Genomic DNA, 13,261 nt, shown 5'->3' with positions numbered 1-13,261 from the left:
AAATTCCGTGTCATTGATACATCGTGTCAATCATTCCCTTGTATTTCTGATTGACGAAGGAACGTTTCAATTTCATCGTCGGAGTCAGTTCGTCATCCTCCGCCGTCAAAACTTCTTCGATAAGTCGAAAATCCTTGATGGTTTCGACCTGAGCAAAATTCTTGTTCACCTTTTCGACTTCCTCGCGGATCAAGTCCAGCACTTCTTTCGCCTTGCAGAGACTCTGGAAATTCGTGAACGGCACATCGAGATCCTGCGCATATTTTTCGACATTTTCATGATCGATCATGATCAGGCAGGTCAGATATTTCCGCTTGTCGCCAATAACCACGGCATCGGAGATATAGGGACTGAATTTCAGCTGGTTTTCAATCTCTGACGGTGTGATGTTCTTGCCGCCGGCGGTGATGATAATATCCTTCATACGGTCGGTGATTTTCACGAAACCGTTGTTGTCGACATACCCCACATCGCCGGTATGAAGCCAACCGTCCGTTACTGTCTCCGCCGTCTTCTCCGGCTGGTTCAAATAGCCGAGAAATACATGGGGCCCCTTAAGGAGAATTTCCCCTTCGTCCGAAATACGGACTTCTGTCTTGGGGGCCGCAATGCCGACGGAACCCAGCTTGAACTGGTCGGGCAGATTGGTTGTCGCGACGCCGGTATTCTCCGTCTGGCCATATACCTCATACATATCAAGCCCGAGCGCCAGATACCATTTGATCAGATCAGGCGCGATGGGCGCCGCCCCGGATCCAAGATAATGCGCGCGGTCCAGGCCAAGCAGCCGTTTGATGTTTCGCAGCACCAGTTGATCCGCCAGCCAGAACCTTAACTTTTCAAATGCCGACGGCTTCGTTCCGTTTAACTTGTGCTCGGCCAGTTTATATCCCGCGCCGATCGCCCAGCCATAGGCCCATTGCTGAAGCTTGGTTGCCTCCTTGAGCTGCAGCGTTATCGCGGAATAGAATTTTTCCCATATACGCGGCACCGCAAAAAAGACGGTTGGAGATACTTCGCGGATATTCTCCGGAACGGTGTCGGGGCCTTCGACAAAATTGATCACGGACCCTGCAAAAAGCGGCAGAAAAACGCTGAATGAGCGTTCTGCGACATGGCAAAGCGGCAGGAAGGAAAGCTGCTCGTCTTCAGGACCATAACCGATAATAGGCGTCAGATTGGAAATCTGGAACATCAAGTTGCGATGGGAAATCATGGCGCCCTTGGGCGGCCCGGTTGTGCCGGACGTATAGATCAGGATCGCCAGATCTTCCGGCTTCGAAAGCGCAATCTGCTCCTCCCAGAAATCCGGATGCTGCTTGTGATATTCGTCGCCGATTGCGTAGAGATTGTCGATGCTAATGACCATGTCATCCTTGAAATCACGAAGGCCCTCCATATCGAGGACGATGATTTTCAGAAGATCGGGAAGCCGTTCACGAACTTCCAGGATCTTGTCGAGCTGCTCTTCATTCTCCGCCACGAAAATGCGGGTCCGCGAGTCCTTGCAGAGATATTCGACCTGCTTAGAACTGTCCGTCGTGTAAACACCATTGCTGACGCCGCCGACGCCGAGCGTTCCCATATCCAGATACAGCCATTCCGGATTATTCTCGCTCAATATCGAAACGGTCTCGCCCCGCTTCAGTCCAAGCGCCACCATGCCAAGGCCGCAGGCTCGTGCCTTTTCACCATATTCCGCCCAGGTAATGCTCTGCCAGATGCCGAAATCTTTCTCGCGCATGGCGATCTTCTGATCATTCTGCTTGACGCGAATCCAGAAAAGCTGACAGGTCGTTTCGGCACCGTCGATGACTGTCGGGGGATATGTCATTGCATTCATTTTTATCTCCAGCCTCAGATTGTTCTAACGCCAGGTTTTCCGTTTTTTCCAGCGGCGCTTGCCGCGAACCCCATGGTCCTGTATCCCGAGATAAAACTCCCGGATATCCTCTTTCTGCAGAAGGTTTTCGGTCGTATCCTCCATCACAATCCGGCCGACTTCCAAAACATAACCGAAATCCGCCGTATGCAGGGCGATATTGGCATTCTGTTCAACAAGAAGCATCGTCATGCCCTGTTCGACATTGAGCCGCTTGATGATGGTAAAAATTTCCTTCACGAGACGCGGGCTGAGGCCGAGGCTCGGTTCATCGAGAAGCATCACTTTCGGCCGTGCCATAAGCGCGCGACTGATCGAGAGCATCTGCTGTTCGCCGCCGGAAAGCTGGCCGGCCGGTTGATCTGCGCGCTCTTTCAGGATCGGGAAATAGCTGTGGACAAGCTCAATATCCTTGGCGATCGCGTCACGGTCACTGCGTGTATAGGCGCCCATCAGCAGATTATCGTTAACCGACAGGAAGGGGAACACCTCCCGCCCTTCCGGAACATGGCTGATCCCCTGACGCATCACCCAGTCGGGGTCTCGTTTCTGGATTTCCCGTCCGTCGAATTCGACAACCCCCTTTTGCGGATCCATAATGCCGCTGATGGTTTTCAGGATGGTCGTCTTACCGGCGCCATTGGCCCCCAGAACAGTCGCAATCTGGCCATCGCGAACGTCGAGCGAAATGCCCCGAATGGCCATGATCGGGCCGTAATATGTCTCGATATTCCGGACTTTCAGGATCGTGTCACTCATCACTACTCTCCCAGATAAGCCTTGACCACTTCGGGGTCGTTCTGCACGTCCTGCGGCGATCCGTGCGCGAGCATCCGACCGTAATTGAGCACCAGCACATGGTCGGACACTTCGGATACCAGCTTCATGTCATGCTCAACCATCAGGACAGTAATGCCGAGGTCCTTTTTGATATCGTCGATCCAGAAGGACATATCCTGCGTCTCCTCAACATTGAGACCGGAGGAGGGTTCATCCAGCAGGATCAGCTTGGGTTCGGTACAGAGTGCGCGGCCCAGTTCGACAACCTTCCGGACGCCATAGGGAAGGTTGGAGATAAGGCTTTCCCGATAATGCTGCAGATCAAGAAAATCGATGACCTCCTCCACCTTCTCGCGATGCGCAACTTCCGCCCGGCGGACGGATGGCAGAAACGCAAGTTCCGAGAATAGGCCCGTCCTGGAATGACAATGCCGGCCAACAAGAAGATTTTGCAGGACCGTGGCATGCTCGAACAGTTCAATATTCTGGAACGTCCGCGCAATCCCAAGGCTGGCGATGGCATGAGGCGGCACCTTCGTAATGTCCTGACCATCAAAAGTCATAGTTCCATCTGTCGAATCGTAGATCCGGCTGATCAGATTGAAAATGGTCGTCTTGCCGGCCCCGTTAGGACCAATAATCGTAAAACATTCGCCCTTTTCGATCTCGAAATTCACCCCGTCGACAGCTTTGACGCCGCCAAAGTTAATCGCCAGATTTTCCGCTTTGAATAAACTCATTTCAACCGTTCCGACTTCATATAGGCTTTCTGGCGTTTAAAGGTTGCTCGCTTGTAGACAGGGAACATCTGGAAATAATGTTTTATCTTCAGCCACCGGCCATAAATGCCATAGGGCTCGAAAATGATCACAAGCACCAGAATAAGCCCGAAGATGAATGGCTCCATACCCGGTGTTTCGGCAATCGACGTTGGCAGATAGTCCTTGAGAATGGCGAGGCCTTGCGGCAACGCAAGGACGAACATGGCACCGAAAATCGCTCCGTGCAGCGAACCAATCCCACCGACGACAACAAGCACCAGCAACTCGAGAGACTGAAATACTGTAAAGCTTTCAGGCGAGAGAAAGCCAAGCTTATGGGCGAACAACGCGCCGGCAAGTCCGGTGACCCCGGCGCTCAAAGCGAACGCCGTCGTTTTTACCCGAGCGAGGTTGACACCCATGCTTTGCGCGGAAATTTCCGAGTCGCGAATGGCCATCATCGCGCGCCCTGTCGGTGACCGCAGCAAATTGATCGACATCAGGATCACGAGAATCAATAACCCGAGGCAGAGAAAATAAAAGGGCGGGCCGTCCGATAACTCCAGGTCACCGACATAGAGCGATTCCACGAGAAGTCCCGTATAGCCGTTAGTGACACTTTCCCAGCGCGAGAGCACTTCCTCGATCACGATCGCGAAGGCGAAGGTCGCAATGGCAAGATAAATACCCGTCAGTCGAAGCACGGGGATGCCGATCACGACGCCCGCCAGAGCCGCGAAAATTGCGGCCATCGGCATCGATACGAGGAACGAGAACACCATCGGTTCGTCCATGAAGGGAAGCGGAATACCGTTGCCCGTCATAACCGCCTCTGTATAGGCGCCTATGCCAAAAAATGCCGCATGGCCGAGGCTGACCAGTCCCGTATATCCCGCGAGCAGCATCAGGCCGACGCCAGCTATCGCGATGATATATAATTGCGTCATCTGACCGATATAATAACTTTCGAGAAAGAAAGGCGCCGCAATGACCACAAGAAGCAACAACCCATAAGACCAGTAGTAACCTGAATGCTTCGCGATCCGGATGTCCTGATCGTAGTCTGTTTTGAACAAAAACCGCATTCTTAAACTCGCTTTCCGGTTTTCTGTCCGAACAGCCCTTGCGGCCGGACGACCAATACGATGAGAAGCACGACATAGGCTGCGACATTCTTGAAGCCGGGCGGCAGGTAGAAGCCCGCAAGCGTTTCAATAATGCCGATGATCAATCCGCCGACGACAGCCCCGGGGATCGACCCGAACCCCCCTAGAACTGCTGCCGGAAAGGCTTTCAGTCCGATAAAGCCCATACTCGTATCGATCAGGGTGGTGGGCGCGAGCAGGATGCCAGCGGCAGCGGCCACGGCGGCGCTGATCCCCCAGATCATGGAAAACACGGCTTTCACCGGGATCCCCATATAATAGGCCGCAAGCTGGTTCTGCGAGGACGCCTGCATCGCGATACCGAGCCGCGTATGAGTGAAGAAGGTATAGAGCACCGCACATAAAATGACCGTGGCGATAATCACCGAAAGGTCAGTCTGCGAGATAACCAGGGAGCCCATCGATTCCGGAATCAGCTGCATTCCCTCGCTTGAAAAGGGAGTAGAGATCGCATAGGTCTCGGTCCCCCAGCCAGGCATCATGCCAGCGGCGCTTCGGGCCATATAGCCAAAGCCGATGGTTACCATGACGATTGAGAACTGTGGCTGGCCGAGGACGGGCCGCAAGAAAACCCGATCGACAAGATTGCCCGCGAAAAACATGCAAATAATTGCCGCCGCGGCACCAACCCAGTAGTTCCACCCCAGAATTGAAATAAAGGTATAGGCGAGAAAAGCACCGAGCATCATCAACTCGCCTTGCGCAAAGTTGACGACCTCTGTCGCTTTGTAGATCAAGACGAAACCGAGAGCGACAAGGGCGTAAATACACCCGATTGACACACCTCCGACGACTAACTGCAAAAACTCAAACAGGATAGCCTCCCACTATTGTCCGATTTTTTTTAGTTATTTTTCCCCGCCGCATTTCGTGTCGGACCCATGCGGTGGAAGCGGAAGTATATGCAGGCTGCTTGATGAGCGTCAATAAAACATTTCGGGAACTCTGTTGTTTTTTTGTTCGCAACTGCAATAAGGAAAATCTGTTTTTCAGATTTAAAATAAAAATCTATTATTTAGTTTTTTTATTTAATTATCAATAGAATTAATGAAGTATAGAATTTATTTTTTAATTGCCTCATGGGAAAACTTTTACTCAAGGTTAAAAGTGGTCGGAAAAAACAACCGGGTGTTTATTAGGTAAGAAGCATGTTGCGGCGCGTGATGGCAGTTGCAAAACATATAGATTTTCTCCCAGTTTTCCCCTGTTGCGTTTGCTTTTTAAAATGGCTGCGTCTAGGCTGCTTTTCTAATATTTGGATGTAATCAGGACGCACCGTCACACACGACGGACCTGAAATTGGGAGTGGAAAATGCAACAAAATCCTCAAGGTGACTCAAGAAGCACAAAAGGTCGGGGCCGTCTTTTTGATTCCGTCGTCGAGACAATCGGAGATACCCCCTGTATCCGCATCAACAGACTCGCGCCAGATGGCGTCGAGATGTATGTAAAAGCGGAATTTTTCAATCCGGCCGCTTCGGTGAAAGACAGGCTGGCAATTTCCATTATCGAACAGGCGGAAAAACGCGGCGATCTGAAACCGGGCCAGACCGTGGTTGAAGCCACCAGCGGGAACACAGGAATAGGCCTTGCGATGGTCTGTGCGGCGAAGGGATATCCTCTCGTCGTCACGATGGCCGACAGCTTTTCGATTGAACGCCGGAAGCTGATGCGTTTTCTTGGCGCGAAGGTCGTCCTGACACCGCGAGCGGCCAAAGGTTTCGGCATGTATCAAAAAGCGAAGGAGCTCGCGGACGCCAATGGCTGGTTCCTAGCCCGCCAGTTTGAGACGGATGACAACGCGCTCATTCACGAGAACACGACGGCGCGCGAAATACTTGCTGATTTCAAGGGCCATCGCCTGGACTACTGGGTGAGCGGGTATGGCACCGGCGGCACGATGACCGGCGTTTCCAGGGTATTGAGAAAAGAGCGCCCGGAGACAAAGATTATCCTGACGGAGCCGGCCAATGCCCAGCTCGTCGGCAGCGGCGTTGCGCAAAAGCGGGATGCCAGCGGCTCACCAAGCGAGGGCCATACATCCTTCGAACCCCATCCTATTCAGGGCTGGACCCCGGACTTTATTCCGCTGGTTCTGCAGGAAGCCCTGGACAACGGCTTTTATGACGAACTGATCCCGATCGCCGGCGCGGAAGGCATCGACTGGTCGCAAAAGCTGGCGCAGAAGGAAGGGATTTTCACCGGAATTTCTGGCGGATCGACTTTCGGCGTCGCGATGAAGATTGCGGAAAAGGCAGCACCGGGATCGGTCATCCTCTGCATGCTTCCCGATACGGGGGAGCGGTATCTGTCATCGCCATTATTTGAGAATATCGTCGAAGACATGACGGATGAGGAAAAAGCGCTTTCCTTGTCAACGCCGGGCTTTCATATGCCCGCAGCCTGAACACCGACAATGTCACTTTTTTCCGCGGCGGCGCCTGATTTATGAAATCGGGCGCCGTTGCGGTTATGACCCAAACGCCGCCGACCTAAGCTGACCGACCAACGAGAACGCATCCCCCGACGATCAGAATGGTCCCGATAATGCGCATCGGCGTCACATTCTCGTTGAGCAGGAGTATCCCGAAAAGCATCGTGACGACAAAACCGATTCCGACGAAAGGATAGGCGACGCTTAAATCGACTTTCGACAGCACCCAGAGCCAGAGCGCCACGCTGAGGGCGTAAATAATCAACCCCAGCCAGATGAAGGGCGACAACGCCGCGGCCATCAGGGAGTCAAAAATGCCCGACTGCATCGCCGCCTGCATTTTCTGATCCGCTACGCCAAGTTTCAACACGAGCTGCGCGCAAGCGGAGGAAAAGACCGTCAGCAAAATCAGGCTGAGAACGAGCATGGACATTTTTTATCGTCTCCTAAGTTATATTTCACGCGCCGCGCATCCGGCAGGTCAGAATTCGATATATTTCGCCAGAAAAAGAACGATAACAAAGCTGACCCCGACCAGCTGGCTGGCCCTGTCCTTGATGGCGAAAACGACGGGATCATCCGGTATATCGCCCCGCCGGGCACAAACCCAGATATGGTTTCCCCAAAACAGGACAATCAGGCAGAGGAGCCAAAGGAATTCAGGCGTGGAATAGGATGTCAGAACAAATGGGCTGTTTATATAAAGTGTAAGAATGATGACGGCCGCGGTAAAATTTGCAATGCCGAGACTGAACATTGTTTCGCGGTCATCTCTGGAATAGCCCCGACCGCGCACCTGCCCGCTCTTGTCCGACAGGGCGGCGACTTCGATATAGCGCTTCATGAAGGCGAGACTGACGAAGATGAACACCGAAAACCCGATCAGCCAATATGACAGGCTCACGCCCGATGCGGCGGCGCCGGCGACAACCCGCAGCGTGTAAAGGATTGCCAACGTCATCACGTCAACGGTCGTGATCCGCTTTAAAAGGAAAGAATAGGCGTTGGTGATAGCGAAATAAACCAGCAGCACGCCACAGAAAGCGAGCGGCAGAAACGCGATCGAAAGAGCGAAGGCAAGGAGCGGAAATCCGATTGCCCCGGCGACACCGACCACAAGCGGTAGCGCTCCCGACGCGATCGGCCGATATTTCTTGCTGCGATGACGGCGGTCTTCCTGCAGATCAAGGAGATCATTCAGGAAATAAACGCCGGACGCACAAAAGCTGAAGCACACAAAGGCCAGCAACGTGGTGACAATATGGGTAGGGTCAGAATATTCATGGGAAGTAACCAGAGGAACGAATATCAAGACGTTCTTCGCATATTGGTGCGGCCGCATTTCCTTTACAAACGACTTGACGGCAGAGGTCTCCGATTTCGCCTGCCATATCAATTTTCCGTCTTTTTCGGCTTCCGCCACGTTCGCGGCCGGCGCATTCACCATGATATTTGCAGCGGCCGCCCGCCAGATTGGCGTGTCGGCTGCACTGTCGCCCGCATAAGCGAAATCTTCGTCGCCGATTAATTCCTTGATGGCCGCCAGCTTGTTACGACCCTTCAGATTGTGATTTTCCTCGGTTGCCATCACCCGATCGAAGATCCCCAGATGTTCGGCAACCCGATCGGCATAGTTACGGTGTGACGCCGTCGCGAGAATGATTTCTTTTCCCTGTGATTTCAGTTGCTTGAGATAGGCAATCAGGGACTCTTCATAGGGGAGGTAGGCCGCGTCGATATCAATATTTTCCGCTACCTTTTGCTTGGCATAGGCGCGCCCCTTCAATATCCAGAGGAGCAGTCGGACAATCTTAAATGGGTTACCCTTCAGATAACGCAGCAGGGATTCAACGAACAAATCGGTTCGAACCAACGTGCCATCAAGATCAACAACGACATACTTTATTTTATCAATCAAAAGACTTTCATCCTCAATGTTGATAGTTCCGACATCTGCTCGTTTGTTAACCAAAAAAACTTAATTTTATGTTTATTTTTCATACTTTATAATTTGCAGGAAGCATATAAGGATTGCTTTAACCATATTAATCTAGCATTCTCGACTGTGACATTTTTGTGGGCAACCAATCCGGAATAGCGGGCATGCAGCGGCAGCAAAACCGAAACATTCAAGCACGACATTTCCTCGCCCTCGCTGTCGTTATTCTATCTTCCCTGTTAATTAAGATTATCAACGAACATTCCCTTCCCTACTGGCTGGATGAAGGATACACGGCATGGTTCGCAAATCTGTCCTTCCACGATATATGGTTCTGGTTGCCCGAAATCGAAGCGCACCCGCCAGTCTATTACTCCCTTGTCAGGCTTTGGGGGATCGTGGAGGCGGATGAAACGGGGATATGGCATCGTTCGCTATCGATCTTCATTAGCCTCCTCCTCATTGCCACCACCTATGTCGCGACAAGGAAAGTTGCGCGCTATCTGCAAATTGATGACGCCGGCGCCACCCTCTTCAACAGCATTCTTATTTGTTTCAGCCCGGTCATCGTCTGGTATTCGATAGAGGCACGTCCCTACATCCTGCTCTTCTTCGCCTATTCACTCACCGTTCTCGGCCTCATTTCAATTCTTTCGGATGGTGAAGACGATACGCTCCGCGGGTGGGTCGTCTTTACGTTCGGCGCGGTTCTTACCAACTGGTCACATCACCTGGGCGGTATATTTTCCGCGGTGCTGTTCCTGTCATTATTTGCGCATTGGACGGTGGAACGAAAATTCGAAAAGCGGTTTTTCTTAAAGATACTTTTCTGCACGATCATCGTCCTCGCGGTCTCCGCGCCGCTGATCGTTCAGATATTGAAGCAGCTGCTTTACTGGCAAGAGTCGAGTTGGGTGGCGGAGCCCACACTAACCAGTTTTGTGCAGATCATGCGCCGGATCTTTGGTTTTGGCTATGCCGACAAATACATGGATGTAGCGTTCGGCGGCTATTCAGTTGTCTGGGCGGCGCGGATCGGTCTGGGAATTTTGGTGAGCCTGGTCTCCGGTGCACTCGTTCTATTGGGTCTGTGCAAACTAGTTCAGCAAAAAAAGGTCTCGCTTGCCTGTTTCTTCGTATTGAGCTGCTTCGCGGTTCCGGTTATTTCCGCGCTTATTTCTTTTCTGGGCCCAAATATCTTTCTGGAACGGACGTTGTTGCCCGGCTTAATCCCCTACTTTCTGCTGTTGTCGATTTCAATAGAATATATTGATAAGTCGACATTTCGAAACGCCGTCAAGGCACTGTATATTGTGGTGATCGGGCTCGGGCTGTTCGCGACGCTGCGGGCGGCCGAGAAAGAGCCATGGGATCAAATTATGGCGAGCATCGATGGGGAGGCCCGGGAAAATGACGTCATTCTCTTATTGCCGAACGACCTGTATCTGCCGGCGCGCCTCTATGTGGACGAGACACAACTCGCCGCCAAGATCGAAAGTGTTCCAGCCGAATATCCGGCGCAGACATTCTCCGATTTTTATCCAGATGGATTTCCCGCTGTTCCCGGCATCCGCCCGGAAGATGCCGACAGCATCAGATCCCTGATCAAGGGCAAGGACCGGGTCTTTCTGGTTACCCGGGAAGAAGCGCTTTTCGATCCCAACCACGTTACCCGAAGCGTACTCGCCGAAGAATATGCCTCGGCAACAGTAAAGCAGTGGGATAATATTCATGTGGAACGGTTCGATCGCCGCTAAACTTGGACTTTTCGCGTCGCCCGCAAAAGCCTGAGCGGCCCGGGATCACAGGAAATATTTACTGAATTCGCAAGGCCCGCATCTTCATCACACTCGTTGGGAAATTTCGGGGGCGAAACAGCCGAGAGTAAACTCCTGATCATTGCGTGCCGCCGTTATCTGGTGATCCACAGCCGGTTCGATGTCGTATCAGGTAATTATTGAAACCATCATACAAAGGACGGTCGCCATTGGGTTCTGCTTCCAACTCCATTGCCATTCACTGGTTCCGGCAGGATCTACGGCTTTCGGACAACCCGGCGCTTTCCTCGGCTCTGAAATCCGGCCGTCTGCTGCCGATCTATATCCTGGATGAGGTTAACGCCGAGGACGCACAAATTGGCGATGCGAGCCGTTGGTGGCTGCATCATTCCCTCATGGAACTGAACCGGAGCTTGAAGGGAAATCTGCGGTTCTATCGCGGCGACGCCACCAGAATTCTACCTAAATTAGCCGCTGAAACCGGAGCCGGAACGGTGAGTTGGAACCGGTGCTATGAACCTTGGCGGATAAAGCGCGATACGGCAATAAAGGAGATGCTTAAAGAAGACGGCATTACCGTTATTACCGAAAACGGGTCTCTCCTCTGGGAACCATGGGAAATACTAAAGAGTGACGGTTCGCCCTACCGGGTATTTACGCCCTTTTACAGTCAGGGCCGTCTCAATGGTCGATTGCCAAGAGAGCCGATAGCGGCACCGGCATCCATCAGCTTTGCGCCAGCAGACAAGTATCCGGAAACCGTCGATCTCGCGGAACTAAATTTGCTGCCGAGGTCAAACTGGACCCTCAAACGAGAGCCGGATTGGCATCCGGGCGAAGCCGGCGCTCAAGCGCAAGTGCGGTATTTTCTTGAAAATGGCCTCAATGGCTACAAGATCCGCCGGAATTTCCCGGCGGCGGAAAACCGCTCCCGGCTGTCTCCACATCTGCATTTCGGAGAGTTATCCCCGCATCAGGTCTGGCATGCGCTTTCCTTCAAGGAACATATGCCTGAGCTTGATGACGATATCGGCAACTTTAAAACAGAGCTTGCCTGGCGGGAATTCTCTTACAGCCTGCTTTTCTTCAATCCGGGCCTTTCGAACGTCAATCTGCAGCAGAAGTTCGATAGTTTCCCCTGGCGGTCGGATGCTGCGGCGCTTGAAGCCTGGCAGGAGGGGCGCACCGGAATTCCGTTTGTTGATGCCGGCATGCGGGAACTTTGGCAATCCGGTTATATGCACAATCGCGTGCGGATGATCGTAAGCTCATTCCTCTCGAAAAACCTGATGATCGATTGGCGCGAAGGCGCGCGATGGTTCTGGGATTGCCTCGTCGATGCGGATCTTGCGAACAACAGCGCGAGCTGGCAGTGGGTGAGTGGAACCGGCGCCGATGCCGCGCCCTATTTCCGTATTTTCAACCCGGTCACCCAGGGAACCCGCTTCGATCCAAACGGCGACTATACGCGCAAATACGTTCCGGAAATTGCCGCGCTGCCAAATAAATGGCTGTTCAATCCCTGGGAAGCGCCCACCGACATCCTCGAGGGTGCCGGTATTGTTCTCGGTCAGACCTACCCCGCGCCGATTGTCGACCTGAAAACGTCTCGCCGCCGCGCCCTAGATGCCTTTTCCGATCTCAACGACTCCAGGAAAGCAGGCGTTGCTTCCTAGGATATTCCGGGCGTTGTATACATCCGGTTGGCCGTCGGGCTGATCACCAACTGATTGACGCAGACACGCTTATCGAGCTGCGCAAGGAACAGGATCGTTTCGCCAAGGTCTTCACCCTGCAGCATCACGGCCTTCTCTTCATCCGTCACTTTAACCGGACGATTATCAAGGATCGGCGTTGCAACCTCTCCCGGACAGAGGGCACAGGCGCGAATGCCGTTGATCGCCTCCTCCATATTCAGGCTCTCGCTCATGGCGACCATCCCATGCTTCGCGGCCGTGTACGCGGGACCGGTCAGCTTCGATACACGAACGCCCGCCCAGGACGCAACATTGATGATCAGCCCTTCTTTCTGGCGGCGCATCATGGGAAGAACGGAGCGGCAGCAATAAAATGCACCATTGAGATCAATGTCGACAACGGAATCCCATCCGTCCGTTTCAACTTCTCCCCAGCTCCGGTTCTTAACATTGATGCCGGCGCTGAATACCGCGACATCAAGCTGGGAAAAGCGCTTTTCAATACGCGCGGCAACGTCAGCCACCTGATCCGCGTCCGCTACGTCAAGCTCCTCGATGACCGGTTCCTTGCCGACGGCCCTGATCAGTGCCTCGGTTTCGACCAGCTTGTCACGCCGCCGCCCTGAAATCACGACATCCATTCCGGCGCGCGCGAGGCAGACCGCTCCCGCCTGGCCGATACCCGTGCCTGCGCCCGTTATCCAGGCCACCTTGCCGTTCAAGTCGCGCAGCGCTCCGGTTCCGTTTTGTGCTATCCCTGCCATTGCTTCTTTTTCCTTTTTTATGTTTCGCACAGGAGCAGATTCCGAGCCCGCCCCTTACCC

General features: G+C 53.1%; 11 protein-coding genes. 3 read left to right on the top strand and 8 right to left on the bottom strand.

Annotated elements, in window-relative coordinates:
* Positions 1–10 precede the first annotated feature (10 nt).
* From GQF03_RS05075 to GQF03_RS05055, 5 genes are read right to left on the bottom strand one after another with little or no spacing between them, the layout of a single operon-like run.
* Positions 11–1,843 carry an AMP-dependent synthetase/ligase gene (locus GQF03_RS05075; protein WP_206376444.1) on the bottom strand — a complete coding sequence of 611 codons (1,833 nt, stop codon included), beginning with the start codon at positions 1,841–1,843 and terminating at the stop codon, positions 11–13.
* Positions 1,844–1,867: 24 nt separating this feature from the next.
* Positions 1,868–2,641: an ABC transporter ATP-binding protein gene (locus tag GQF03_RS05070; protein ID WP_161338139.1), complete on the bottom strand. Its 774-nt coding sequence runs from the start codon at positions 2,639–2,641 to the stop codon at positions 1,868–1,870.
* Between the two features lie 2 nt (positions 2,642–2,643).
* Positions 2,644–3,402, bottom strand: coding sequence for an ABC transporter ATP-binding protein (locus tag GQF03_RS05065; RefSeq protein WP_161338138.1), 759 nt, complete (start codon positions 3,400–3,402; stop codon positions 2,644–2,646).
* Positions 3,399–4,508 (bottom strand): branched-chain amino acid ABC transporter permease, encoded by a 1,110-nt coding sequence (locus GQF03_RS05060; RefSeq protein ID WP_161338137.1) that lies wholly within the window; start codon positions 4,506–4,508, stop codon positions 3,399–3,401. Before GQF03_RS05060 ends, GQF03_RS05065 begins: the two co-directional genes overlap by 4 nt.
* A gap of 2 nt (positions 4,509–4,510) precedes the next feature.
* On the bottom strand, positions 4,511–5,404 hold the full coding sequence (locus GQF03_RS05055) for a branched-chain amino acid ABC transporter permease (protein ID WP_161338488.1): 894 nt from the start codon (positions 5,402–5,404) through the stop codon (positions 4,511–4,513).
* A 497-nt stretch (positions 5,405–5,901) separates the two neighbouring features.
* On the opposite strand from GQF03_RS05055, the gene GQF03_RS05050 reads away from it, so the two are divergent.
* Complete coding sequence (locus tag GQF03_RS05050) at positions 5,902–6,996, top strand: PLP-dependent cysteine synthase family protein (RefSeq protein ID WP_161338136.1); 1,095 nt, start codon at positions 5,902–5,904, stop codon at positions 6,994–6,996.
* Positions 6,997–7,081: 85 nt separating this feature from the next.
* Here GQF03_RS05050 and GQF03_RS05045 read toward each other — a convergent pair whose 3' ends face one another.
* Both GQF03_RS05045 and GQF03_RS05040 read right to left on the bottom strand, forming a co-directional pair.
* Entirely contained in the window at positions 7,082–7,456 is a 375-nt protein-coding gene (locus GQF03_RS05045; RefSeq protein ID WP_161338135.1) for a DMT family transporter, read from the bottom strand.
* Positions 7,457–7,504: 48 nt separating this feature from the next.
* Entirely contained in the window at positions 7,505–8,941 is a 1,437-nt protein-coding gene (locus GQF03_RS05040; protein WP_161338134.1) for a UbiA family prenyltransferase, read from the bottom strand.
* 185 nt (positions 8,942–9,126) lie between these two features.
* Here GQF03_RS05040 and GQF03_RS05035 point away from each other — a divergent pair, with 185 nt between their 5' ends.
* A complete protein-coding gene (locus GQF03_RS05035) occupies positions 9,127–10,719 on the top strand; it encodes a glycosyltransferase family 39 protein (protein WP_161338133.1) in 1,593 nt (530 codons plus the stop codon).
* Between the two features lie 230 nt (positions 10,720–10,949).
* Complete coding sequence (locus GQF03_RS05030) at positions 10,950–12,416, top strand: cryptochrome/photolyase family protein (protein ID WP_161338132.1); 1,467 nt, start codon at positions 10,950–10,952, stop codon at positions 12,414–12,416.
* Here GQF03_RS05030 and GQF03_RS05025 read toward each other — a convergent pair.
* Positions 12,413–13,201 carry an SDR family oxidoreductase gene (locus GQF03_RS05025; RefSeq protein WP_161338131.1) on the bottom strand — a complete coding sequence of 263 codons (789 nt, stop codon included), beginning with the start codon at positions 13,199–13,201 and terminating at the stop codon, positions 12,413–12,415. The genes GQF03_RS05030 and GQF03_RS05025 overlap by 4 nt on opposite strands.
* Positions 13,202–13,261: the final 60 nt, after the last annotated feature.

Source organism: Sneathiella chungangensis (genome assembly GCF_009882935.1).
GTDB lineage: Bacteria > Pseudomonadota > Alphaproteobacteria > Sneathiellales > Sneathiellaceae > Sneathiella > Sneathiella chungangensis.
The sequence above is the reverse complement of the archived record's forward strand: the minus strand, read 5'-3'. Positions and strand labels throughout refer to the sequence as shown.